Annotated in this window: 28 protein-coding genes; 17 read left to right on the top strand and 11 right to left on the bottom strand. The window is 41.5% G+C overall.

The genetic code is table 11. The features are described 5' to 3' along the window. The first annotated feature begins 1 nt into the window (after window position 1). The 13 genes from rplO (at window position 2) to H153_RS0106445 (ending at window position 8,141) form a co-directional block, all read left to right on the top strand. Window positions 2–460 carry a 50S ribosomal protein L15 gene (gene rplO / locus H153_RS0106505; protein WP_022847333.1) on the top strand — a complete coding sequence of 153 codons (459 nt, stop codon included), beginning with the start codon at window positions 2–4 and terminating at the stop codon, window positions 458–460. A gap of 3 nt (window positions 461–463) precedes the next feature. Beyond that, a complete protein-coding gene (gene secY, locus H153_RS0106500; protein ID WP_022847332.1) occupies window positions 464–1,795 on the top strand; it encodes a preprotein translocase subunit SecY in 1,332 nt (443 codons plus the stop codon). Beyond that, window positions 1,792–2,355, top strand: a complete 564-nt coding sequence (locus H153_RS0106495) for an adenylate kinase (protein ID WP_022847331.1) — start codon at window positions 1,792–1,794, stop codon at window positions 2,353–2,355. The genes secY and H153_RS0106495 overlap by 4 nt, the downstream gene beginning before the upstream one ends. Then, window positions 2,348–3,121 (top strand): type I methionyl aminopeptidase, encoded by a 774-nt coding sequence (gene map, locus H153_RS0106490; protein WP_022847330.1) that lies wholly within the window; start codon window positions 2,348–2,350, stop codon window positions 3,119–3,121. The genes H153_RS0106495 and map overlap by 8 nt, the downstream gene beginning before the upstream one ends. 30 nt (window positions 3,122–3,151) lie before the next feature. Continuing rightward, window positions 3,152–3,370 carry a translation initiation factor IF-1 gene (gene infA / locus H153_RS0106485; protein ID WP_022847329.1) on the top strand — a complete coding sequence of 73 codons (219 nt, stop codon included), beginning with the start codon at window positions 3,152–3,154 and terminating at the stop codon, window positions 3,368–3,370. 61 nt (window positions 3,371–3,431) lie between these two features. Further along, window positions 3,432–3,548, top strand: a complete 117-nt coding sequence (rpmJ, locus tag H153_RS0106480; RefSeq protein ID WP_013637834.1) for a 50S ribosomal protein L36 — start codon at window positions 3,432–3,434, stop codon at window positions 3,546–3,548. A gap of 9 nt (window positions 3,549–3,557) precedes the next feature. Next, complete coding sequence (gene rpsM, locus H153_RS0106475) at window positions 3,558–3,938, top strand: 30S ribosomal protein S13 (protein WP_022847328.1); 381 nt, start codon at window positions 3,558–3,560, stop codon at window positions 3,936–3,938. A 12-nt stretch (window positions 3,939–3,950) separates the two neighbouring features. Next, on the top strand, window positions 3,951–4,349 hold the full coding sequence (gene rpsK / locus H153_RS0106470; protein WP_022847327.1) for a 30S ribosomal protein S11: 399 nt from the start codon (window positions 3,951–3,953) through the stop codon (window positions 4,347–4,349). A 12-nt stretch (window positions 4,350–4,361) separates the two neighbouring features. Further along, the gene (rpsD, locus tag H153_RS0106465) at window positions 4,362–4,988 is read left to right on the top strand and encodes a 30S ribosomal protein S4 (RefSeq protein WP_022847326.1); all 627 of its coding nucleotides are present in this window, start codon (window positions 4,362–4,364) and stop codon (window positions 4,986–4,988) included. Window positions 4,989–5,014: 26 nt separating this feature from the next. Beyond that, a complete protein-coding gene (locus H153_RS0106460; RefSeq protein WP_022847325.1) occupies window positions 5,015–5,971 on the top strand; it encodes a DNA-directed RNA polymerase subunit alpha in 957 nt (318 codons plus the stop codon). Continuing rightward, window positions 5,968–6,342 carry a 50S ribosomal protein L17 gene (gene rplQ / locus H153_RS0106455; RefSeq protein ID WP_022847324.1) on the top strand — a complete coding sequence of 125 codons (375 nt, stop codon included), beginning with the start codon at window positions 5,968–5,970 and terminating at the stop codon, window positions 6,340–6,342. Before H153_RS0106460 ends, rplQ begins: the two co-directional genes overlap by 4 nt. 78 nt (window positions 6,343–6,420) lie before the next feature. Next, window positions 6,421–7,560: a clostripain-related cysteine peptidase gene (locus H153_RS0106450; protein WP_022847323.1), complete on the top strand. Its 1,140-nt coding sequence runs from the start codon at window positions 6,421–6,423 to the stop codon at window positions 7,558–7,560. Then, window positions 7,557–8,141: a hypothetical protein gene (locus H153_RS0106445; RefSeq protein WP_022847322.1), complete on the top strand. Its 585-nt coding sequence runs from the start codon at window positions 7,557–7,559 to the stop codon at window positions 8,139–8,141. Before H153_RS0106450 ends, H153_RS0106445 begins: the two co-directional genes overlap by 4 nt. A gap of 42 nt (window positions 8,142–8,183) precedes the next feature. Here H153_RS0106445 and H153_RS0106440 read toward each other — a convergent pair whose 3' ends face one another. The 4 genes from H153_RS0106440 to H153_RS0106425 all read right to left on the bottom strand — a co-directional run bounded on the left by H153_RS0106440 (window position 8,184) and on the right by H153_RS0106425 (window position 11,554). Next, window positions 8,184–9,770, bottom strand: coding sequence for a hypothetical protein (locus tag H153_RS0106440; RefSeq protein WP_022847321.1), 1,587 nt, complete (start codon window positions 9,768–9,770; stop codon window positions 8,184–8,186). 92 nt (window positions 9,771–9,862) lie between these two features. Continuing rightward, entirely contained in the window at window positions 9,863–10,105 is a 243-nt protein-coding gene (locus H153_RS0106435; protein ID WP_022847320.1) for a cell division topological specificity factor MinE, read from the bottom strand. A gap of 2 nt (window positions 10,106–10,107) precedes the next feature. Further along, on the bottom strand, window positions 10,108–10,905 hold the full coding sequence (minD, locus tag H153_RS0106430) for a septum site-determining protein MinD (protein ID WP_022847319.1): 798 nt from the start codon (window positions 10,903–10,905) through the stop codon (window positions 10,108–10,110). Further along, on the bottom strand, window positions 10,895–11,554 hold the full coding sequence (locus tag H153_RS0106425) for a septum site-determining protein MinC (RefSeq protein WP_022847318.1): 660 nt from the start codon (window positions 11,552–11,554) through the stop codon (window positions 10,895–10,897). Before H153_RS0106425 ends, minD begins: the two co-directional genes overlap by 11 nt. A 52-nt stretch (window positions 11,555–11,606) precedes the next feature. Here H153_RS0106425 and speB point away from each other — a divergent pair, with 52 nt between their 5' ends. Genes speB through H153_RS0106410 form a run of 3 tightly spaced genes read left to right on the top strand, consistent with a single transcriptional unit; the run spans window position 11,607 to window position 14,329 of the window. Continuing rightward, window positions 11,607–12,410 (top strand): agmatinase, encoded by an 804-nt coding sequence (gene speB, locus H153_RS0106420; RefSeq protein WP_022847317.1) that lies wholly within the window; start codon window positions 11,607–11,609, stop codon window positions 12,408–12,410. Next, window positions 12,410–13,261, top strand: a complete 852-nt coding sequence (gene speE / locus H153_RS0106415) for a polyamine aminopropyltransferase (RefSeq protein ID WP_022847316.1) — start codon at window positions 12,410–12,412, stop codon at window positions 13,259–13,261. The genes speB and speE overlap by 1 nt, the downstream gene beginning before the upstream one ends. Before the next feature lie 12 nt (window positions 13,262–13,273). Then, on the top strand, window positions 13,274–14,329 hold the full coding sequence (locus tag H153_RS0106410; protein WP_022847315.1) for a bis-aminopropyl spermidine synthase family protein: 1,056 nt from the start codon (window positions 13,274–13,276) through the stop codon (window positions 14,327–14,329). A 35-nt stretch (window positions 14,330–14,364) separates the two neighbouring features. On the opposite strand, the gene H153_RS0106405 is transcribed toward H153_RS0106410, so the two are convergent. The 4 genes from H153_RS0106405 to H153_RS0106390 all read right to left on the bottom strand — a co-directional run bounded on the left by H153_RS0106405 (window position 14,365) and on the right by H153_RS0106390 (window position 18,092). Continuing rightward, window positions 14,365–14,676 (bottom strand): hypothetical protein, encoded by a 312-nt coding sequence (locus tag H153_RS0106405; protein WP_022847314.1) that lies wholly within the window; start codon window positions 14,674–14,676, stop codon window positions 14,365–14,367. Window positions 14,677–14,741: 65 nt separating this feature from the next. Beyond that, on the bottom strand, window positions 14,742–16,322 hold the full coding sequence (locus H153_RS0106400) for an L-lactate permease (RefSeq protein WP_022847313.1): 1,581 nt from the start codon (window positions 16,320–16,322) through the stop codon (window positions 14,742–14,744). 14 nt (window positions 16,323–16,336) lie between these two features. Beyond that, entirely contained in the window at window positions 16,337–16,780 is a 444-nt protein-coding gene (locus tag H153_RS0106395) for an amino acid-binding protein (protein ID WP_022847312.1), read from the bottom strand. A gap of 10 nt (window positions 16,781–16,790) precedes the next feature. Then, window positions 16,791–18,092, bottom strand: a complete 1,302-nt coding sequence (locus H153_RS0106390) for a phenylacetate--CoA ligase (protein WP_022847311.1) — start codon at window positions 18,090–18,092, stop codon at window positions 16,791–16,793. Between the two features lie 97 nt (window positions 18,093–18,189). Here H153_RS0106390 and H153_RS0106385 point away from each other — a divergent pair, with 97 nt between their 5' ends. Beyond that, window positions 18,190–19,452, top strand: coding sequence for a phenylacetate--CoA ligase (locus H153_RS0106385; RefSeq protein ID WP_022847310.1), 1,263 nt, complete (start codon window positions 18,190–18,192; stop codon window positions 19,450–19,452). Here the strand turns inward: H153_RS0106385 and H153_RS09510 are convergent. The 3 genes from H153_RS09510 to H153_RS0106370 are packed head-to-tail and all read right to left on the bottom strand — an operon-like array spanning window position 19,430 to window position 22,260. Then, complete coding sequence (locus H153_RS09510) at window positions 19,430–20,245, bottom strand: ArsA family ATPase (RefSeq protein WP_022847309.1); 816 nt, start codon at window positions 20,243–20,245, stop codon at window positions 19,430–19,432. The two genes, H153_RS0106385 and H153_RS09510, sit on opposite strands and share 23 nt — an antisense overlap. Window positions 20,246–20,252: 7 nt before the next feature. Continuing rightward, entirely contained in the window at window positions 20,253–20,537 is a 285-nt protein-coding gene (locus H153_RS0106375; protein WP_022847308.1) for a hypothetical protein, read from the bottom strand. Further along, the gene (locus H153_RS0106370; RefSeq protein WP_022847307.1) at window positions 20,518–22,260 is read right to left on the bottom strand and encodes a carbon starvation protein A; all 1,743 of its coding nucleotides are present in this window, start codon (window positions 22,258–22,260) and stop codon (window positions 20,518–20,520) included. The genes H153_RS0106375 and H153_RS0106370 overlap by 20 nt, the downstream gene beginning before the upstream one ends. Between the last annotated feature and the right edge of the window lie 66 nt (window positions 22,261–22,326).

Below are 22,326 nucleotides of genomic sequence, written 5' to 3'. Positions count from 1 at the left end.
AATGGAACTTAAATTACATAACCTGAAACCAAATAAAGGTGCCGTTAGAGAGAAAAAGAGAGTTGGTAGAGGTCATGGTTCTGGTGTTGGTAAAACTTCCGGTAGAGGGCAAAAAGGCCAGAAGGCTCGTTCCGGATGGAGTGGTGGAACAAGACCAGGATTTGAAGGTGGACAGACACCTCTTTACATGAGATTTCCAAAAAGAGGATTTTCTAATTATCCTTTCAAGAAAGAGTATGAAGTTGTTAACGTTAAGGACCTTAACAGGTTTGAAGAGGGAACGGAGGTTACTCCTGAGGTTTTGGCTTCTGCAGGACTTGTTGCGAGAAATAAGCCTGTGAAGATTCTTGGGGATGGAGAGATTAACGTTAAGCTTACAGTTAGAGCCCACAAGTTTTCTGCATCTGCCAGGGAAAAGATAGAAGCAGCAGGTGGCGTTTGTGAGATTATAGAGAGGTAATAAATGAACCTTTCCAAGATATTTGCCAATGTGTTTGAAGTACCGGAATTAAAGAAGAGGCTTCTATTTACGTTTGCGCTCCTTGCCGTTTTCAGGCTTGGAGCGCATATACCAACTCCGGGTATTAATGTTGCGGCTCTTTCTGAATTTTTCCAGAGAGCACAGGGGACGATGTTCGGTTTTATGGATGCCTTTTCCGGTGGTGCGCTTTCAAAGCTGACAATTTTTGCACTTGGCGTTATGCCTTACATCAGTGCTTCCATTATAATGCAGCTTTTTACCGTTGCGTTTCCATCTCTTGAAAAACTTGCAAAAGAAGAGGGTGAGTACGGAAGGAAAAAGATTAACCAGTACACCCGCTACGGTTCTGTTGCACTTGCGTTTATTCAGGCTTTGGGTATAGCTATAGGCCTTCAAGGCATGAAAAGTCCTTCAGGTATACCTGTAGTGCCAAATCCCGGTTTCACATTTATTTTTGTCTGCGTTACCACGCTGGTAGCTGGTTCAACATTCCTTATGTGGCTTGGCGAGAAGATAACGGAACATGGTGTTGGTGAAGGTATGTCACTGCTTATCTTTGCAGGTATTGTCAGCAGAATACCTTCATCAGTTATAAACGTGATTACGCAGTTTAAAAGTGGAGAACTTTCACTTTTTAAATTGATAGGAATTATCCTTATTATTCTTACAATGACTGCACTTGTAATATACGTTGAAATGGCAGAAAGGAGAGTTCCTCTTCAGTATGCCAAACGCTCAACGCCTCAGGTTGGCGGAACATACACCAGTTTTCTGCCTATAAAGCTTAACCCTGCTAACGTTATTCCTATTATCTTTGCGGCATCAATTATGATGTTTCCAGCAACAATAACAAAGTTTATCCACGCTTCCTGGGCTCAGAAGATAGCTCAGATTCTTACACCTGGAACACCAACCTATCTGATTATTTACGGTGTGCTTATCTTTTTCTTCACCTACTTTTACACTGCAGTTATCTTCAATCCTGAAGAGATTGCCGACAACCTTAACAAGGCAGGTGGTTTTATTCCGGGTGTTAGAGCCGGTAAAGACACGGTTGAATATCTTGACAGGATCGTTTCAAGATTGACCTTTGCAGGTGCCGTTTTCCTTACAGCCATAGCTATTGTTCCTCTCATAATTATGCAGAAAATGCATTTCCCGTTTTACTTTGGCGGAACGGCACTTCTGATCGTTGTTGGTGTTGCCCTTGATACATTGAGAAGGATAGAGGCTTTTGCTCTGAACGTTTCTTACGAAGGATTCTTAGGAAAGAGGAAGAGACGCAGGAGAACTGGATTTGGGGGAGTAAGATGATAAAAGTTATATTCCTGGGACCTCCGGGAGCCGGTAAGGGGACTCAGGCTGTGAGAATAGCGGAAAAGTATGGAGTTCCTCACATTGCTACCGGTGATATCCTCAGGGCGGCTGTTAAAGAGGGAACGGAGCTTGGAAAGCTTGCAAAGTCTTACATGGACAAGGGAGAGCTTGTTCCTGATGATGTAATAATAGGCATTATAAAAGAGAGGCTTTCTCAGGATGATGTTAGAAAGAACGGTTTTATCCTTGATGGATTTCCAAGAACGCTTCCTCAGGCTGAAGCTCTTGATGAACTTTTAAAAGAGATAGGAATGGAACTTGATAAGGTTATCTACCTTAACGTTGAAGATGAAGAGATAGTTAAAAGACTTCTTGCAAGAGGAAGGGCAGACGATAAGGAAGACGTTATCCGCAATAGGCTTGAGGTTTACAGAAAACAAACAGCACCTCTTATCGATTACTACACCAGCAAAGGTCTTTTGGCAGAGATAAACGGTGTTGGGGATATTGACGAAATTACAGGTAAGATAGAAGAGGCAATAGGAGTAAATGGTTAAAAGGATTAAACCAAAGATAATTTTGAAAAGCCCTGAAGAGGTAGCCAGATTAAGGAATGCAGCGGCTCTAACTATGGAGATTCTCCTTAAAATAGGAGAAGAGGTAAAGCCGGGAGTATCAGCTCTTGATATAGATAAGCTTGCTAAAAGTTACTGTAAAGAATACGGTGTAAAACCGGCCTTTTTAGGGTATGCTGGCTTTCCCGGAGCCATCTGTGTTTCTGTGAATGAAGAGGTTGTCCACGGTCTACCGACGAAGAAGAAGGTGTTTAAAGAGGGAGACATTGTCAGCCTCGATTTTGGCGTTATAAAAGATGGATTCTATGGTGATGTTGCCATAACGTTTCCAGTCGGGAAAATTTCGGAAAGCGCTGAAAGGCTCTTGAAAGTGACTAAAGAATCTCTCTACAAAGGTATAGAGCAGGCTTTGCCTGGAAACAAGCTTATAGATATTTCCAGGGCTGTACAGAGGTACGTTGAAGGGCACGGTTTTTCGGTTGTAAGAGACTATGCAGGACACGGCCTTGGCAGATCTCTCCATGAAGAGCCGCAAATAACAAACTACGTTTACAAAGGTTATCCTGACATTACGCTGGAGCCGGGAATGACCTTTGCTATAGAGCCGATGGTTAACGAAGGCACCTATAGGGTGAAAGTAAAGAGAGACAGGTGGACGGTTGTTACTAAAGATGGTAAACTATCTGCTCATTTTGAGCACGATGTTGCCATTACGGAAAATGGATATATAATTCTATCGGAAATTTAATTAAAACTAAAAGCTTTTATGAGGAGAAGCATGGCAAAAGAGAAAGGCATTCAAGTAGAAGGAAAGGTTGTCGAGGCTCTGCCCAATGCTTACTTTAAGGTGGAACTTGACAACGGGCATCAGGTTCTTGCTCATGCATCAGGAAAAATGAGGGTTCATTTTATTAGAATACTGCCAGGCGACCGTGTGGTTGTTGAGCTAAGTCCCTACGATCTTACGAGGGGAAGAATTATTTTCAGGAAAGGATAATCCGTCCCTTAAAATAAGACCGCGGCTAACGGCACAAAACTTTAAATGACGGAGAGGTAGAATGAAGGTAAGACCATCTGTGAAGAAGATCTGTCCAAAGTGCAAAATCATCAAAAGAAAAGGCGTGGTAAGGGTTATTTGTGAAAACCCAAAACACAAGCAGAGACAGGGTAAGTAAGGAGGAAAAATGGCAAGGATAGCAGGTGTTGACATTCCTGACAACAAGAAGGTTCCCTATTCACTTGCTTACATTTATGGAATAGGTATTAAAACCGGATTCAAAATCTGTCAGGAAGCCGGCATAGACCCCGAAAAGAGGGTAAAAGATCTTACAGAAGAAGAGATAGCAAAGATCAGAAAGATTATTGAGAACGAGTACAAGGTTGAAGGTGACCTCAGAAAAGAGATTGCCATGAACATTAGAAGGCTTATTGATATCGGTTGTTACAGAGGTATCAGACACAGGCTTGGTCTTCCAGTGAGGGGTCAGAGAACGAGAACTAATGCCAGAACGAGAAAAGGTCCTAAGAAGACGGTAGCCGGTAAGAAAAAGGCTACTAAGAAGTAAAGGAGGTAATTGATGGCAAGAGGCAAAAGAAGAGGCGGTGCCAAGAAGAAGGCGAAAAGAACTGTTGGTTATGCAATAGCTCATATACAGACAACATTTAACAATACAATTATCACCTTTACCGATAAAGAAGGAAACGTTCTTACATGGGCAAGCGGTGGAACGGTGGGTTTCAAGGGTACAAGAAAGAGCACACCTTACGCTGCCCAGCTTGCTGCTGAAAAAGCCGCTAAGAAAGCCATTTCAGATTATGGTGTTAAGGACGTTGAAATCTGGATTAAGGGAAATGGTGGTGGCAGGGAGACTGCTATTAAAGCAATAGCGGCTACCGGTTTAAATGTAAAAGTGATTAAGGATGTTACTCCTATTCCTCATGATGGTTGCAGACCACCAAAGAGAAGAAGAGTTTAATGGAGGTAGTTGATGGGTAGATATACAGGACCAAAATGGCGTATAGCTCGCCGTTTAGGCGTTAACATTTATGTTGGGGAAGAGAAATCTCAGAAAGGGAAGGCTATTACAGATAGAAGACCATATCCTCCAGGACAGCACGGGAAGAGCAGGAGGAAGATTTCTTACTACGGCCGTCAGCTTATGGAGAAGCAGAAGGTTAAGTACTACTATGGTGTAAGGGAAGAGCAATTCAGGCGCTTCTATGAGATGGCCGAGAGGATGAAGGGACAAACAGGTGAAAACCTTCTTAAACTTCTTGAGAGCAGGCTGGACAATGTTGTTTACAGGTTGGGTTTTGGTAAATCACACAGGCACGCAAGACAGCTTGTTGTTCACGGTCACATTCTCGTAAACGGTAAGAAGGTTAACAGGCCATCCTTCCTTGTTAAGCCGGGAGACGTTATAGAGGTTAAAGAGAAAAGCAGAAACATCCCTGATATTATTTCAGGTATGGAACTTGCTCAGCAGAGGGGAATCCCTTCATGGCTGGAACTTGATGCTGAAAACTTTAAAGGTATTGTTAAGGCAGAGCCTACAAGAGAAGAGATTGAGATTCCAATCGCTGAAAACCTCATCGTTGAGCTCTACTCTAAGTAATAGTTAACCCTTAGTGGAGGAAAATAATGATTGAATTTATCAAGCCGGAAACGTTCCGCTGGGAGGAGCACACCGACACCTACGGAAGGTTTGTCGTTGAGCCTCTGGAGAAAGGATACGGTGTTACTGTCGGAAATGCACTGAGAAGGGTTCTACTTTCCTCCATAGAAGGTGCTGCTCCAACGGCTGTTAAGTTTGAAGGAGCATGGCACGAATTTACAACGCTTCCCGGTGTGGTGGAAGATTTAACGGAAATCGTTCTTAACATAAAAGAGTTAAGGTTTGCCCTTTACGGTGATGGCCCTGTATTTATTGAGCTTAGAAAGAAGGGTCCCGGTAAGGTGTTCGCCTCTGACTTTGAGCTTCCTTCTCAGGTTAAGCTTCTTACACCTGATAAGGAGATAGCAACGCTTGATAATGAAAATTCAGAAATAGAGATGCACCTTCGTATAGATAAGGGTAAAGGGTTTGTACTTTCAGAAGAGATTCAGGAAATCTTTGACATAACAACACTCGGATGGATAGCTCTTGATGCTGATTTTTCACCTGTTAGAAAAGTTGCCTTCAGAGTTGAAGATACGAGGGTAGGGAGAAGAACAGATTATAATAAGCTTGTTATGGAGATATGGACTGATGGCGGTGTAACGCCGAAGGAGGCTTTGGCCAAGGCGTGTTCAATCCTTATAGAGCACTTCTCTTCCGTTATGGCAAATCTTACTGAGGCTTCTCCAGAGACGGCAGTTGTAGAGGTTGAAAAGGAAGAAGAAGTAGCTGACACGAAGCTATCAATGACACTTGAGGAAGCCGGCCTGAAGTCAAGGGCTTTAAGGGCACTGAAAGAAGCCGGTCTTGAGACAGTAGGAGATATCGTTAAGCTAACGGAAGCAGATCTTAAGAAGATTAAGGGTCTTGGAAACAAGTCCATTGCTCAGGTGAAAGAGGTTCTTTCCTCATTAGGACTTGAACTTGGAGGTAAAGAATGAGACATAGAATAAAGAGAAAGAAGCTCGGCAGGCCTACAGAGCACAGAGTTATGATGCTCAGGAATCTTGTTACTGACCTTATGGAACATGGTAAGGTTGTTACAACAGTTGCAAGGGCAAAAGAACTTAGAAGATTGGCAGATAAGGTTATTACAAAGGCGAAAGGTGAGGATAAGGTAAAGGCTTTAAGAGAAGTTTTGGCAATTGTTACCAGAAAAGATGTTGCATTTAAGGTTGTTAACGAAATAGCACCTAAATATGCAGATAGAAATGGTGGTTACACAAGGCTACTTCACTACGATTACAGAAAAGGTGATGCTGCACCAACGGCTATTGTTATGCTTGTTGAAACAGGAGAAGAGCAGGAATAATTTAGTTTTTTCTATCTCTAAGGAAAGGGGGCTCTAAAGCCCCCTTTTTTGTTTATTTGAAAGTGGTAGAATTACTGTATGATGTGGGAAGAAAAAATTTTAAAAAAACTGTTTTTTATTCTGCTTATACCCTTTCTCTTTTCGTGTGGTTATCGGGAAAGTTCCTATACAAAATGGATATTTGCGGTTTATGTTGCAGGAGACAACAATCTTTCTACCTTCGCAACATATGATGTAGGTGAAATGATGAGAGCAGGTTCTGATGATAACGTGAGAGTCGTTGTTTTATGTGATAGGGGAAACGGAACTACCTTGTATGAGGTAAAAAAGGGATGGCTTGAACCTGTTGAGAGATTCAGAAATTTGGATACAGGAAATCCCTATACCTTGAAGCTGTTTTTGAAAAAAATTGTTGAAAAATATCGATTTAGCAGGGTTGCACTCGTTGTCTGGGATCATGGTGATGGATGGGAGAATGCCGCTTTTGATGATTCGGCGGAAGATAGCCTTAAAATGGCAGAAATAAAACAGGTGCTTGATGATTTATCTTTCCATCTTGACTTTCTTGGATTTGATGAGTGCCTTGCAGGAATGACTGAAGTTTTTTATACATTTAGGAACTTTGCCAATGTTACTGTTGCTTCGGAGGCTCCGGAGCCCGGATTCGGCTGGGATTATTTTTCTCTTATTGAAAAACTGAAAGAACATCCTGATTGGCAGGGAGAAGCTCTGGGCAGGGCAGCGGTGGATACATATTATCAATTTTACTCAAACCGAACAGAATACTGTTATCCGGAGTGTACCCTTTCGGCTGTTTCTTCGTCCAATGCTTCTGACATAGCCTCTGCCGTTAACCTTTTTGCATCTTATGCCCTGAACGGAACACCATCCCTTTTTCAGGAGATATACTCTGCAAGGAGTAATGCTACAGAACCTGAGACGGAGTATTTCCCTTTCTATGCTGACCTTTATTCCTTTGCGGATGAAATAAATGCAACAACAACAAGTATTGAAGTAAAAAATGCTGCGGTACAGATTATGGCTGTTTTAAAAGGTATATACTTTAAAAGTACGGGGGCAAATCTAAAAGGTGTTTCAATATATTTCCCGAATGAGAGGGATAATTTCTTTATAGATTATTTTAATGATTCCTTAAACACATTTTCCTCTACTTTATGGGACGATTTTTTATTAACTTATTATGGAGTTTTACCTTGAGAAAATGGATATTGGTTATGTTTGTTTTTCTTATCCCTGTTTCTGGATTGTGTCAGGATGATGTTAATCTGAGATTTTCTGCGGGATTTTCTTTTATTAATAATGCAGGAGCCCTTTTTATTGATTATCCAGCTTCCACGGAAAGCCGTGTTTTAAATTCATTTTCAATGTCTGCTGAATATCCGGTGTCCGACAGCTGGTTTATCTATGCAGGTGGGGTTCTAATGGGAACTGCTGAAAGGCTGTTCTTTTACTCTGGATATACCGATACTTATTTTATGAAAGCCATATACGGTTATTCTGGAATTGGATATAAAATATGGAAAGGCAGTGGTTACACGGTAAAATTGGGTGTTGCCGGCTACTTTAATTTGTTTAGTCAGGTAGATAATAGTTATGGTTCTTTTGATACGGATGTTTTCTCCGGATTTTTTCCGGGTTTTTCCCTGTCCCTTGAAAGAGAATTGTTTAACAGATTTTCTCTCTTTTTCACCTATGACGGAAGTTTTGCATCTGTTTTTAAAGACATAGATGGTAGCAGGTGGGTAAACCTGGCAGTCGGGATGAATGTTAGAATTTGAGAAGTAATGCCCCGGCATTTAAATGCCGGGGCGCTTGTGGATTTAGTAAACTGGCCATTCATCTATGGTTGCTGTATCTGTGATTTGAGATACTGTGCCATTTCCAATATTAAGCAGTATTATTTCAGTGCTGTTATTTGTAGATGTGAATCTTGTGACCCCGAGGACTCTGTTCCCAAATCCTTCTATTTCCATCCAGTTATCCTGAGTGCCCGTGAGAGGAATGGTTTTATCAATGTTCAGGGTTGTGGCATTAAAGAGCTGAAGGTCGGTTCCATTGTAAATAATGGTATATCCTGTTTCTGCTGAATCAATATCTGAATTATCCGTTACGGTAAAGGCAGTTTTTTTAATGATTCCGGCAGGTTCACCGGTAGCATTGTACGTTATGGCGTTTGCTACAGTATCGTATATTTTTATGTAACTTTCCGTTGCATTTACCATCTGGTAGCCGAGTTTTTCACCGAAAAATCCGCCTATATTGTAGGAGTAGTTTGCTGAACTTTCCACTTCGACCGCTGTTGTGTTTGAGTAGATAACTTTTACTTCATTATAGTATCTTGGTGTTCCTCCTACCAGTGCTCCAACGGGATAAGCTACACCCACTGTTTCTGAAGGGCTGACTGCAAAACTTGTTGATGAAGGACTGATGAAGCCATTCAGGTTGTCGTACGAAAATACAGTTGTAGATGCGCCGGTTGTTGCATCTATTTTCTTTATCATGTTGGCAGTGCTGTTTGACTGCAAAATGTAGAGGTGGTCATTTACATATGCGTAGTTCCAGTTATCTATGGTACTGTTTGAGTCGGCCGTTGAGTTGTAAAGAAGAACGGATGTTCCGTTGTAGGGATAAAATGCATATATCTCCGTATCGTCTTTGTTCAGCAGCACTTTCAAAGGATTGGTGCCGATTGTTATAGCTTCAGCATAAGTAGAGTAGGGCAATATATCTGTGCAGTTGGATAAATCCAGTCCGTTTGCAACAAGCGGACAGTATTTCAAATATGTTCCGTTGTCTATAATTGCACCGAGGGGTGCACCGTCAGAGTCATATTTTCCGATAAACCATTCCACGGTGAAATCGCCGAATTGTGCCGGTAGTGTGGTAGATGGCATGTTTGTCGGGATGACGGTTGTCGTTCCGTTTTCAAGGACGACTTCTATATATCCCGGATAATCATTCACTTCATCCAATTCACCTGAAAAATAGCTTGCGTTTGTTATGGCAGACACCTGGGTTTTCGTCTTTGTTAAAAGATTGATTCTGTAAATTGTTCCGTTATCGATGTAGAAAACGTATTTTGGATAGACTGAAGTTACCGCCGGATGGGAATAGTTAAAATGGTATACATATGTCGTATCATTTACCGTATCAACTGTTTCTACATCCACCGGATTTGTAGTATTTACGATTTTCAGAGTATTGTTTGCTGTGAATGCGAGATATAGTGTTGAGGGGAGGGCGAAAGGATCCGTCACTGTGGTTCCGTTAGTTGAAGGTGTAGTTCCGTTGGTGGAAGGCGGTGCCATACTGGTACTGCTTCCGCCGCCACATCCGGCTATCAGTGCTGAAAAAAGTACAACCCCCAGAAGCTTTTTCCAGCTGGTTGTGTTTCTCTCTGGTTTCATGGCATCCCCCTATTAGGTTTACAAAACAGGTATATTTACATTTAATTATACAATATTTTTTGAAATAGAGTTGCCGGTTGTGATAGGGGGAGTTATCGTTCCGTTTTTACAGGAATTTCGAGTTCAATTTTTTCTTCTCTATCGTCCTGCGGGAAGTTTATTTTTATTCCTGATACGTCAACGAAAGGAAAATCTTTCAGGGCGTTAAGAATAGCATTTTTAATCGCATCAACAGCGTTGGGTGGTAGCCCCGCTCTGTCGTATTTTAGGATTACCTGAAGTCGTTGTTTTGCTACGTCTTTACTTGGTTTTTTATTGAAAGGCCAGAATCCCATTTTCAGCTCCCGCCAAATAATTTTCTGAATTTTGATAAAAATCCGTTATCTGCTTCAAGTTTGAGAAAGGGAACTTCTTTTCCAAGTATTCTTTCGGCGATGTTCCTCAGAGCTTTTCCTGCAATAGATTCCTTTACAAGAACGGCAGGTTCGCCTCTGTTTATACAGGCAACCATGTTTTTATCTTCCGGTACTATGCCTATTAACTCAAGACCCAATATTTGAACAACATCTTCGGCATCTAACATGTCTCCGTTTTTTACTTTTGCCGGATCGAGTCTGTTAACGATAAGTTTGGGTTCCGGTTTTCCCATTGCTTCACAAAGTCCTGTGACTCTGTCAGCATCCCTTATAGACGCCATTTCGGGATTTGTTACAACGAGTATCGCATCGGCAGGTGCAACGGCCGTTTTAAAACCTTCCTCTATTCCTGCAGGGGAATCTATGAAAATAAAGTCGTACTTTTCTCTGAGGGATTCAACTATTCTAACTAAATCTTCGGGTTTAACGGCACTTTTATCTTTTGTCTGTGCTGCCGGAAGCAGGAAAAGGTTTTTTGTTCTTTTATCTTTTACGAGTGCTTTCTCCGGCGGGCATACCCCTTCTATAACATGGACTATGTCATAAACAATTCTGTTTTCAAGTCCTAAAATTAAATCAAGGTTTCTTAGTCCTATATCTGCATCTATGGCTACAACTTTGTAACCCTTCATTGCCAGTGCTGTTGCCAAGTTGCCAGTTACGGTACTTTTTCCAACACCACCCTTCCCCGAAGTTATGCAGAAAACTTTATCGGCCATTTTTACTCCTCTCCATCGCGAGTACTTTGATTTTATCATTTTTATATATTAATCGGAAATTTAAAAATTTTTCATTTCTTTCAAAAATTTTTTCTCTTCCACAAATTTCCATTCTTGGCGTTTGAACAAACAGTGCTCTTACTTCACACTCTTTTTTCCCGATACCGGCCTTAACCAGTCCTCTTAAGCTTCCAAATATATATACGTTTCCTCCGGCTTCAACTTCTGCTCCCGGATTTACATCTCCGAGTATTGCTATGTCTCCTGAGGATGAAACCTTTTCGCCGGAACGGACGGTCTTCTTTATGAACTTTATCTCTTCCGTTGAAGCTCTTTCTGTCTGCTTTTCAAGTTCAAGTTTTGACATGTCGCAGGGAAATCCGGCTGATACACATAGATCCCGGGTTTCCTTTTTGTTTGTTTTAAAGCCGGAGAAAAACACTTCCGGTAGTTGGGAACAGAAATTGGCTACTTCTTTTATTTCCTTCTCTTCCGGTATAATATCATCAAAAGTTATTATTAGTCTTGTTCTTTTTAAGATGGCTTTTTTTTCAATAAGGAACTTCTTAAGTTCTTCAATATTCCAGTTTTCCTTTGTTACGATTACTTCGATTCCTAAAATATTGGTTCCCCTGATTTTATAATCCATTTATAATTTCCTCAGCGGGCGTTTGTATAAATTTTACCACAAGGAGAAAAGGATGAAATTTATCGGTGCTAAGGATTCAGGAAAGGTTACTATTTTTGGTGTTCCCTACGATGGCACTACCTGTTTCAGGCCCGGAACCAGGTTCGGTCCCGATGGCGTTCGGTTTTTTTCGGAGAACTTAGAGACTTATAGTCCTATTTTGAAAAGAGACCTTGTCGATGTTGAGTTTACCGATGTGGGAAACGTGGAAGTTTCCGCTTCACCTGAGAGAATGGTGAAGGAGGTGGAAGTTTTTGCTGATAGACTTGAGATTCCAGTGATGATAGGCGGTGAACACTCTGTTACATATCCTGTTGTTAGGTCTCTTAAAAAAAGTTATAATAACCTAACAATAGTCCATTTTGATGCCCATGCCGACTTGAGGGATGAGTATTCTGGGACGAGGTTTTCTCATGCATGTGTTATGAGGAGAATTCTTGAGCTCGGGTGCAGGATAATTCAGATAGGAGTAAGGAGCGGTACAAAGGAGGAGTTTGACCTGATAGATGAAAATCCTCTAATAGAAAGAATCGATATTAAAAGATTGCCCGAGCGTTTAAGAGAGGAAAGTTTTGTCTATTTTACGGTTGACATAGATTACTTTGATCCGGCTTTTGCACCTGGTACGGGGACGCCTGAGCCCTGTGGGGGAAATCCCGTTGAATTTTTCGAGATTCTCTATAATTTACCACCTGTAAAAGTTGCCGGATTTGATGTTGTTGAAGTATCTCCCCCCTATGACCCCTCAGGCATTACACAGATGCTGGCTGCGAAGATAATCAGGGAGATGATTTTAAAGTTTTGGGGAGGTGAGTGATGTTAAGGTTTACAGAGATGTTTAACGGTGCTGGTTTTTCTGTTGACGTTTATGGTGCCCGTAAATACAGTACGCCGTTTCAGGAAATAATGCTCCTTGAGACTGAGGCCTTTGGGAAGATTTTAGTTCTTGATGGTGCTGTTCAAACTACTGACAGGGATGAGTTTATCTATCATGAAATGATAGTTCATGTTCCGCTTTTCACCCTTGGAAGGAAACCGGAAAAGGTGCTTGTTATCGGTGGAGGTGATGGTGGAACAGTTAGAGAAGTACTGAAGCATGATCCTGACCATATTGATATGGTTGAAATAGATAGAGAGGTTGTTGAGCTTTGTAAAAAAGAGTTTCCGGAAATCTCTTCTGGCCTTTCTGATGAGAGAGTTTCTATCTACTACGAGGATGGGAGAGAGTTTGTTAAAGGGAAAGAGAATGAATACGATGTGATCGTAGTTGACTGTTCGGATCCTGCTGGCCCTTCTGCTGTTCTGTTTTCAAAGGAATTTTACGAGGATGTTAAAAAGGCACTGAAAGACGATGGCGTTTTTGTTACTCAGTCAGAATCACCTTTTGCTCAGAAAAAAGAGTTTGTAATGGTCGTTTCAAATCTTACAAAGGTCTTTTCAACGGTCAGACCTTATCTTGCTTTTATTCCTTCTTACCCTTCCGGTATGTGGAGTTTTACATTTGCGTCAAACGGTAAAGATCCTCTTACAATTTCACCGGAGGAGTTATCTGAAAGGATGAAAGATGTTGTAAGAAGAACGAAGAAAAAATTTAAATATTACAACCTTGAGATCCACTACGGTGCTTTTGCGATTCCTAACTTTGTAATAGATGAATTTAAGAAATAGGAGGTGAAGTAGATGGAATTCTTGACCAGGGTTGCCCAGGAGGCGGAGAAGAACACACAGGTTCCGGCTTATCCCGTTTCTGTTGAAAAGGTGCTTAAAGCTGTCATTGCAACCGGTGATTTTTGGAAGATAGTGGACCTTTGTGACGAACCGCTTCCACTTGTAGCAGAAATTTTGAAGATCCTTAACAGAGAAGGCATGCTTGCTTTTGAAGGGAGCCAGATTCTATTAACAGAAAAGGGCGCAGATTTTGTAAAGAGAACAGGAATAGAACCGTTCGTTTCCCACAGATGTTCCTGCTGTAACGGAAGGGGTGTTGTTATTGATGGTGAATTGAAAGAGGCTTTTGAAAAGTTTGTTGAAATTCAAAAAAATAGACCACCGGCCATTCACTGTTACGATCAGGGTTATGTTACACCTGAAAACTCCTTTGCAAGAGTAGCTCTTGCCGATGACAGGGGGGATTTGAGAGGAAAAAAGGTTTGTGTTCTTGGTGACGACGACCTCATGAGTATTGCTCTTGCCCTTACAGGACTTCCTGAAAAAGTTACTATCCTTGAGATCGACGAAAGGCTTATAAAGTTTATCAAAGAGGTTTCTGATGAGTATGGACTCAATATTGATGCGAGAGTTCACGATTTGAGACAGCCTCTTCCTGACGATGTTGTAGGTGCTTACGATACGTTCTTTTGTGATCCCCCTGAAACGGTAGAGGCGATTAAGGCCTTTGTTGGAAGAGGTGTTGCAACTCTTAAATCTGAAAGGTGTGCTGGTTACTTTGGTGTAACGAGAAGAGAGTCCTCTCTTGACAAGTGGAGAAAGATTCAGAAGGTTCTCCTTGATATGGGACTTGTTATAACGGATCTTCTCCACAACTTTAACGAGTATGTTAACTGGGATTACTACGAAGAGATGAGAGGATGGCAGCTTACGCCTGTAAAAGAGCCACCAAAGGAGATATGGTACAAATCAACCCAGTTTAGAGTGGAAACGGTGAGAGGATTTAAAGGTTTTAACGAGCCAATTGTTGGTGATATTTACAATGATGCAGAAAGTTCAACTACCTGATAAAAATAAAAAAAAGGGGGCATATGCCCCCTTTTTTACTCGAGTCCAAAAAGTTTCAGCGCAAGGTCAAGTATAACGTAGGTCAAAAGCCCTGTAATACCAAGTGTTGTGATAAGGCCGAAATAGACAACTTCTGGAGAAAGCTTCCTCAACTTTGCATATCCCATGTAGAGCTTGCCGCTTACGATGGCTACTATAAAGGCTACGATAACTTTTGGAAGAAGAAAGTGCTGGAAGTCAAGGTTGTTTCCAAAAATTCCAAGAGGCAGGAAAGCATACATAACAACTGAAATAAAGGAAACAGCTGCAAGAGACCAGTTTATAGATTTTTCCATCGTTGAAGCCATTTTTAACCTCCCCAATTTTCTACATAACATTATAATGTGTTGTAACTGTAAAAATCAACCCTCTCTTACATTGTTGAGACGATTATCTGCAGCATAATACCAACAAACAGTGTCATCGCTAAAACAGGAATTATCATGGTTTTTAAAAGGCTACTTTCATCCTTTCCTTTCAGTCCGACAAGAGCGGCAGCGTTTGTGATTTTAGATGGTGTTATTGCACTTGCGATTCCACCGCCGACTGCGTGTGCACCGTACGCTGGCATGAAGGCGGTAGCACCCACTGTTGCTACAATTGCACTGTACTGTATCTTTGCGAAGAGAACGTTTGATGCCGTTTCACTTCCGCCTACGAATGCGCCTAAAAGTCCTAAGAAAGGTGATACCAATGGGTAGAATTTTCCAAATATATGGGCAAGAGTAGTTCCGATGATTATGTCCATGTTCATTGCCTTAAAATTAGCTCCCGCTGTTAGCTTTCCGTTTACGATCTCCATTCCAGACCAAGCCATTATAAATGCGACTGCGAAGAATAGAGAATAGGCAATGAAGGGACCGCTCACTCTCTGTTTCCATGTTTTAAAGGCGTTTGATAGCTGTTCCTTTGTCGGGTTAAGGAGAGGTAACGAAACAATAGTCGCAACGAGTATCCAGAAGTAAACATGGGCGAATATGTTCAGGTCTATAACTTTTCCACCTATTATTGGAAGAACTTCTACCTTTCCTGGAAGATTGGCCAGGAACCTTTTTACAGGTGGATAGTTGGTTATAAGAGAAAATATGAATAAAAACAGCCATGGAGATATGGCTTTTAAGAAAGCACTGTCAAGTTTTGTTTCTGTCTTTTCACTCTTCCTGAACATGAAGTAGATAACTATCATCGTGAAAAAGCCGGAAAGAACACCTATAACTTCAACGGGAACAACCTTTGTGTATGCCATTGCCAGAGCTGAAAGTGAAAGTACCAATCCGGAAACGACAGCCGGGATGAAATTTTTCTTTACAGCTTCCCACTTTCCTACAAAGTAGAGCATCATAAGGGCAAAACAGACAGATACTACGGGTAAAAAGATTGTTATTTTCTGCGTAAATACCCAGATAAATTGTTCAAGGTTCGCTATTCCCGGTGGTTTTATGTTAAAAGGTCCCCACACGACCCTTGCCGGGAGGGTGATAGGGATAGATAAAAGTGCAAAGGATGTGAGAGGATCGTAGCATAGGATTGATATGGCAACAGCAGCAAGAGGCGTAAATCCAAGAGCCACAAATACAGGAGGGAATAGAGCTGGCGTTACCACACCAAGAGATGTTGCTAAAGAACCGAATCCCATTCCTATGAACAGTGTCTGTTCTACTTTGTTTGTCGTGATAGAACGAACTGTTTTGACGACTTCAGAAAGAGCGCCAGTCTCTTTCATTATGAAGATCATTAGCATTGTAAAGGCTACTGCAAAGGTGATTGCAAAGGCTTTGACAATTCCATAAATACTTGCGCCTATAACGACAGAAAGGGGTGTTTTGAAATAGAGCCACGCTACAAGACCTGCAAAAATCCAGCCGGCCACCGACATGAAGACGCCCGATCGGGAGAAAAAAAGCATTCCGATAAGAACGAGGAGAATTGGGCTTACCGCAAAGAAGAAGTCCATAAGCTACCTCCTTATTATTTATAGACTGAAGCGGCTTCAAGGAGTTTTGCGCCGCTTTCTTCAAGAACTTTTACCGCCTTTTCAAATAGAGCATCTTTGACTTTAAAAAAGAGGATGGCTTTTGAGGAAGAGCCCGCGTACGCGTAGGTATATTCTACATCTATGTCATTTTCCGCTAAAACTTTTACGACGTTGTAGAATCCACCGGGTTTGTCTTCAACTTCTACCGCGAATACTTCAGTTTCTGTGGCAGCGAAGTTATCGGCCAAAAGAACGGCTTTTGCCTTTTCAGGGTTGTTTACAACTAACCTTAAAATTCCAAATTCTGAAGAGTCGGCTAAAAATAGGGCACGGATGTTTATATCTGCAAGTGAAAGAGTTTTGGCTACGTCTGATAGTCTTCCTTTTCTGTTTTCAAGAAATATTGATATCTGCTTAACAGCGTATTTGCCCTTCATCTTTTCCTCCTTAAATGTTTAATTCTCTTCTATCGATGACTCTTTTGGCTTTTCCCATGCTTCTTTCGAGTGTTTTCGGTTCAACCAATTTGACTTTTGCATTGATGAATAAGCTGTTCAACATGTCTTCTTCTATTTTTTTCTTGAGAGAATCGAGGCTTCCCACTCCATCTTTTAGAAGTTTTTCATCTACTTCTATCCAGACTTCCAGTTTGTCAAGGACCCCTTTTTTATCAACGACGATTACGTAGTTCGGAGTTAGCCCTTCTATCTGAGTTATAACGTGTTCAACCTGTGATGGGAATACGTTGACACCGTTAACTATAAGCATGTCATCGGAACGACCCTTTATGTTTTCAATGTAGAGTATCGTTCTTCCACAGGGGCACGGTTCTCTATGGATAACCGTTATATCTTTTGTTCTGTAGCGTATCATCGGTAAAGCTTGTTTTGTTATGGTTGTAAGGACAAGTTCACCCTCCTCCCCGTCCGGGAGGACTTCACCCGTGTTAGGGTCAATAATCTCGGGGATAAAATGGTCTTCAAATATATGGAGGTGTCCGTATTCACATGTAGCAGCCACTCCGGGGCCTATTATTTCTGACAGTCCGTATGCTTCTACGTACCTTATTCCCCACGTTTCTGCGACGGTTTTTTTGAGTCCCTCAGATGCCGGTTCAGCTCCAAAAAAGCCGGCTCTTAGTTTAAAATCTTTTTGTAAATCGTATCCCTCTTCCTTAGCCACTTCTGCAAGGTGGAGTGCGAAAGAAGGAGTACAGCAGAGTATTGTCGCACCGAAATCTTTCATAAGCATAAGTTGTCTTTTAGTAAACCCACCACTTGCTGGAACAACGGTTGCGCCGAGAGCCTCTGCAGCATCGTGAAATCCAAGTCCGCCTGTGAAGAGGCCGTAGCCGTAGGCGTTATGGATAATATCTTTCTCATTAACGTCAGCCATAAGGTAGGTTCTTATCATTACTTCCTGCCAAACTTTCATATCGTGTTCTGTGTATCCTACAACTGTTGGTTTTCCAGTCGTTCCAGATGAAGAGTGTATTCTTACTATCTGTTCCATTGGAACGGCAAAGAGCCCGAAAGGATAGTTATCTCTTAGATCCTGTTTTACAGTGAATGGAAGCCTTTTCATGTCCTCGAGGGTTTGTATGTCTTCCAGGCTTACTCCAGCTTCATCAAATTTTTTTCTGTAAAAAGGAACCAAGTAATAGGCTCTTTCAACGGTTTCCCGGAGCCTTTTAAGTTGAAGTGCTTCAAGAGTTTCTCGTGCCATGTAATCTTTTCTCTTTAAGGACATCCCTTTCCTCCTTTTCTTTTTTAGCACAATCAGAAGATAAAGTTATTATAAAATAAACGGTGAATTTGTGAAAATTTCCGGCATAACGGAGGGAGAAATGTTTCAGCGTTATCTTGAAACTTTGCCAAGAGAAATCATTGAAAAGGTGCAACTTGAGAGATTGAGGAAAACAATTAGAAGGATAAAGGAAAAGAATAGGCTCTACTGGGAAAAGATAGGAAGAGTGGAGCCTGAAGATATAAAAACACTTGAGGATTTAAAAAGGTTGCCGTTTCTCACAAAGGAGGATTTGAGGAAGGGTTATCCTTTTGGTTTTGCCTGTGGCGGACAAAAAGATTTTGTCCGTTTTCACATGTCTTCCGGAACGACCGGTACACCTGTTGTGAACCCTTACACACCTGCCGATGTTGATCAGTGGGGAGAGGTAATGGCACGTTGCCTTGCCGCAGCGGGTTTAACATTTTCAGATGTTTTACAGATAACACCCTCTTTTGGTCTCTTTAACGGAGGATTTGGCTTTCACTATGGTGCGGAAAAGATAGGATGTTTTGTTGTTCCAATAGGTCCCGGTAGAACGTTGCTACAACTAAAGTTCTTTAAAGATTTTAACACCACCGCTCTTGCAGGTATAGCATCTTATCCATTAAGGATTATAGAAGTTGCAAAAGAGGAAGGTTTTGACTTTTCCGAGACCTCTTTGAGAGTTGGAATATTTGGAGCCGAGGTCTGGAGTGAAGAGATGCGGCGTTATATAGAAAAAGAAATGGGGATAGAGGCATTTGACATCATAGGTATGACAGAAACCGGCGGTGTTGGACTTGGCATAGAATGTAACTACCACAACGGTATCCATGTCTGGGAAGATCACTACATTGTTGAAATAATAGATCCGGAAACAGGTGAAGTTCTTCCGGACGGTGAAGAGGGTGAAATGGTTGTTACCACTCTCACAAGGGAAGGATTGCCGCTAATAAGGTATAGAACAAGAGACATAACTAAAATAGTTTCAAGGGAGCGTTGTGAATGTGGCAGAACGCACCTTAAGGTTGCAAGGATAAAGGGAAGAACAGACGATATGTTAAAGGTGAAGGGGGTGTGTTTCTATCCGAGGCAGGTTGAAGAGATAGTTATGAAGTATCCTGAAATCCTTCCAGATTATCAAATCATTATAGGTAAGGTTGAGGGGAAAGATACGGTTCAGCTTATTATTGAAGCAGAAAGGCAGGATGAATATCTGAAAGAGCGGATAGAAGAGGAGATATACAGCACTCTGGGACTTCATATAGAGGTAACTTTAAAAAGAAAGGGAGAAATTCCAAGAGCACCCGGAAAGGCAGTTAGGGTGAAAAGAGAGAACTAAAAGCACTTTCAACTTCTGGCGGCAGTTTCCCGGTGTGGATTTCTGCTGCCATTTCTGGAATATCTTTTCCTCTATTCTCCAATATCTTTACGTTTAATTTCAGTTCTTTCAGCCACTCTTTAACTCTTTCTGCTTCCACTGTGGATATTCTGTCCGGATTTTTAACAATGTAAATGGTTGCATTTTCAAATTTCTCTTTCAGCCTTTTATATCTCTCTTTTAAGTTTAAAAGTTTTTTGATAACGGGATCATCTTCCAATGATTCCTTTTTTATGCGGATGATGATTTCTCTCTTGTCGTTAATTTTTTTCCTTAAGGAAATCAGGTTTTCAAGCCATACAAGGGAATTTTCAGGAAGGGAAAAGAAACGGTACGAGAGAGCGGACGGTGGCATGTCAAAGACGAAAAGGTTGTATCTTCTTTCCGTGAGGTATTCAAATGCAGTGGCCATTGACTGTTCAATGAGGATGGGCGATTTTTCTATCGTTTTAAAGTAGTGTTCAAGGTTGAAAGCTGTAAGATATCTGAAGCTCCTTTCCAATTCCTCTTTTACATTTGACAGGAACTGCCGTTTGTACTTTTCTGGATCGGCTTCGTATATATAGAGATTTTCTAAAACTTGTGTGGGTTCTTTAGATGGTTTTGTTTTAAAAACGTCAAACAGGTTGTGGGCAGGGTCAAGAGACACAAGGAGTGTTCTGAAGCCTCTTTTTGCAAAGAAGACGGCGAACATAGAAGATATAGTTGTTTTTCCTACACCACCTTTTCCTGTAAAGAAGAACGTTCTTTTCATTTTTTCCTCAATCTATATCAAACACGGAAAAAAGTTTGCCAAGAGGATCTTCAGCTTCGGTAACCGCGTTGCCAAGGGTTATTAATAGTTTTTCAGAGACCGGCAACATCTGTATGTATATGTGGGAAGGAGAGCCGGGGTATCCCACAAGCTCTCCTAAAAGTAAAAGAGCAAATATCTTTTCCAGCTCATCAACTTCTGATTCCACTACATTTGCTGCGGTATCTCTTCCGATACCATCTGCGGTTTCCCAGATTTTCTTAAAAAACTCCTTAAGCTTCCATTTCTTCATCGATAGGTTCCGGTGTTCCCTCTTTTATGCTGAAGAACGTTTTTACACCTTCAAAAATAATTGTAAGGACGATTAAAAGAATGACAGTGTTTACAGTAATTAAAAGGTAGTTTCCTGCCTTAATGAAATTTATCTCGTTCATAATACTTGCCCACAGCGTTACGGTTATCATAAACACGGCCGGAATGCCGGCAATAATCCATTTAAGGCCACCTTTGTACTTCAGGTAGATAGTGATGACTATCAGTGCAAGTCCTGCAAGTGTTTGATTTACCGCACCAAAGAGCGGCCATAATGTCAGAGCACCTTTACCACTTGCACCTGTTGCAAACGCTAAAAAAGCCGCAGATAGAACGGCAAAAAGAGTTGCAACGTAGCGGTTTTTGAAGATGGTTAATCCTATGTCGGAGAAGATTTCTGAAACCACGTATCTCTGAATTCTCGTTGCGGTGTCAAGTGTTGTTCCGGCAAAAGACGCAACGAAAACACCCATTATGGCGATTGCCCAGCTTACAGGTATTCCGAGGCTTTCTATCATATTGGCTGAACCGTTAATAAAAGCGCCAAGTTTTGAACCAAGACCTTTAGCTGCTGTCCATGATGAGTAGTGGGTAAGCCACGCTGCATGTCCTGTTAGAAGTTTCCCGTTGTGGAAGTATCCCATTCCAATTCCTGCCACGACGGCGATTATTACAAGTGTTGCGAGGACGCCTTCCATAAGCATTGAACCAAATCCGACAAAGAGTGCATCTGGTTCATCAGCAACCTGCTTCGAAGATGTTCCGGAAGAGACTAAAGAGTGGAATCCGGAGATTGCACCGCAGGCAATGGTGATGAAAAGAAAAGGCCAGAGCGGTGGTGCCTGAGGAGGATGCGCCTGATAAGTTGGAGCAACTATGGAGAGTTTTCCTGTAAAAGCACTTGCTACTATTCCAAATACAAGAAGTAAGATTGCCACTAAAAGTTCGTGAGAATTTATGTAGTCCCTTGGTTGTAAGAGCATTGTAACCGGGAGAACAGAGGCGATGAATGCATAGATAAGAAGAATGATTGTCCAGACACCTGTTGGTGGTATGCCGGCTACAGAGCCGAGTTTAAACGGCATATAGACGCCCATGATGACGGTTACGTACATAAGAATGAGGGCAATTATTGAAAGGATACCAACGCTTTTCCCCTTCTTGTAAACTAAGTATCCAAGAGTCATCGCTATTGGGATTTCCATCCATACCGGGAAGACAGATTGAGGGAACATGTTAAATATAATGGCAATCACCAGACCAAAGATAGCGATAACTATCCACAGTTCGAGGAAGACAATGGCAAAAAACAGGTATTTTGTTCTTTTGCTTATGTATTTTCCTGCAAATTCAGAGATGGATTTTCCTTTGTTTCTCATAGATATTATGAGAGCGCCAAAATCGTGGACAGCTCCCATAAGTATGCTTCCGAAGAATACCCAGAGAATTGCCGGAAGCCATCCCCAGATTACAGCTATTGCTGGTCCAACTATAGGACCTGTACCTGCAATGGATGTGTAATGATGTCCAAAGATTATTTCTTTTTTTGTTGGAACAAAGTCAATCCCGTCTTCATATACTTTAGATGGAACCGGCTTGCCGGTTGCAAGTTCAAAGATCTTGTAACCCACATATTTGCCATAGACATTGTAGGCTATAATGTAACCCACGAAAACAATCAGCATGAGAAGTAGAGCATCCACTTTAACCACCTCCCCATAAAGAATATTTTAAACGATAGATACTATATAAAAAAAAGGTGATAAAAT

Source organism: Desulfurobacterium sp. TC5-1 (assembly GCF_000421485.1).
GTDB lineage: Bacteria > Aquificota > Aquificia > Desulfurobacteriales > Desulfurobacteriaceae > Desulfurobacterium_A.
The sequence above is the reverse complement of the archived record's forward strand: the minus strand, read 5'-3'. Positions and strand labels throughout refer to the sequence as shown.

Bases quoted from the DNA above. Each gene is read 5' to 3' on its own strand.
- rpsM (WP_022847328.1), top strand. From the start codon at position 3,558: ATGGCAAGGATAGCAGGTGTTGACATTCCTGACAACAAGAAGGTTCCC.
- H153_RS0106425 (WP_022847318.1), bottom strand. From the start codon at position 11,554: ATGGATTATAAAATCAGGGGAACCAATATTTTAGGAATCGAAGTAATC.
- H153_RS0106440 (WP_022847321.1), bottom strand. From the start codon at position 9,770: ATGAAACCAGAGAGAAACACAACCAGCTGGAAAAAGCTTCTGGGGGTT.
- rplO (WP_022847333.1), top strand. From the start codon at position 2: ATGGAACTTAAATTACATAACCTGAAACCAAATAAAGGTGCCGTTAGA.
- speE (WP_022847316.1), top strand. From the start codon at position 12,410: ATGTTAAGGTTTACAGAGATGTTTAACGGTGCTGGTTTTTCTGTTGAC.
- H153_RS09510 (WP_022847309.1), bottom strand. From the start codon at position 20,245: ATGAAAAGAACGTTCTTCTTTACAGGAAAAGGTGGTGTAGGAAAAACA.
- H153_RS0106450 (WP_022847323.1), top strand. From the start codon at position 6,421: ATGATGTGGGAAGAAAAAATTTTAAAAAAACTGTTTTTTATTCTGCTT.
- H153_RS0106375 (WP_022847308.1), bottom strand. From the start codon at position 20,537: ATGAAGAAATGGAAGCTTAAGGAGTTTTTTAAGAAAATCTGGGAAACC.
- minD (WP_022847319.1), bottom strand. From the start codon at position 10,905: ATGGCCGATAAAGTTTTCTGCATAACTTCGGGGAAGGGTGGTGTTGGA.
- rplQ (WP_022847324.1), top strand. From the start codon at position 5,968: ATGAGACATAGAATAAAGAGAAAGAAGCTCGGCAGGCCTACAGAGCAC.
- rpsK (WP_022847327.1), top strand. From the start codon at position 3,951: ATGGCAAGAGGCAAAAGAAGAGGCGGTGCCAAGAAGAAGGCGAAAAGA.
- H153_RS0106410 (WP_022847315.1), top strand. From the start codon at position 13,274: ATGGAATTCTTGACCAGGGTTGCCCAGGAGGCGGAGAAGAACACACAG.
- H153_RS0106460 (WP_022847325.1), top strand. From the start codon at position 5,015: ATGATTGAATTTATCAAGCCGGAAACGTTCCGCTGGGAGGAGCACACC.
- rpmJ (WP_013637834.1), top strand. From the start codon at position 3,432: ATGAAGGTAAGACCATCTGTGAAGAAGATCTGTCCAAAGTGCAAAATC.
- H153_RS0106405 (WP_022847314.1), bottom strand. From the start codon at position 14,676: ATGGCTTCAACGATGGAAAAATCTATAAACTGGTCTCTTGCAGCTGTT.
- infA (WP_022847329.1), top strand. From the start codon at position 3,152: ATGGCAAAAGAGAAAGGCATTCAAGTAGAAGGAAAGGTTGTCGAGGCT.
- secY (WP_022847332.1), top strand. From the start codon at position 464: ATGAACCTTTCCAAGATATTTGCCAATGTGTTTGAAGTACCGGAATTA.
- H153_RS0106400 (WP_022847313.1), bottom strand. From the start codon at position 16,322: ATGGACTTCTTCTTTGCGGTAAGCCCAATTCTCCTCGTTCTTATCGGA.
- H153_RS0106435 (WP_022847320.1), bottom strand. From the start codon at position 10,105: ATGGGATTCTGGCCTTTCAATAAAAAACCAAGTAAAGACGTAGCAAAA.
- H153_RS0106390 (WP_022847311.1), bottom strand. From the start codon at position 18,092: ATGTCCTTAAAGAGAAAAGATTACATGGCACGAGAAACTCTTGAAGCA.
- H153_RS0106495 (WP_022847331.1), top strand. From the start codon at position 1,792: ATGATAAAAGTTATATTCCTGGGACCTCCGGGAGCCGGTAAGGGGACT.
- map (WP_022847330.1), top strand. From the start codon at position 2,348: ATGGTTAAAAGGATTAAACCAAAGATAATTTTGAAAAGCCCTGAAGAG.
- rpsD (WP_022847326.1), top strand. From the start codon at position 4,362: ATGGGTAGATATACAGGACCAAAATGGCGTATAGCTCGCCGTTTAGGC.
- speB (WP_022847317.1), top strand. From the start codon at position 11,607: ATGAAATTTATCGGTGCTAAGGATTCAGGAAAGGTTACTATTTTTGGT.
- H153_RS0106395 (WP_022847312.1), bottom strand. From the start codon at position 16,780: ATGAAGGGCAAATACGCTGTTAAGCAGATATCAATATTTCTTGAAAAC.
- H153_RS0106385 (WP_022847310.1), top strand. From the start codon at position 18,190: ATGTTTCAGCGTTATCTTGAAACTTTGCCAAGAGAAATCATTGAAAAG.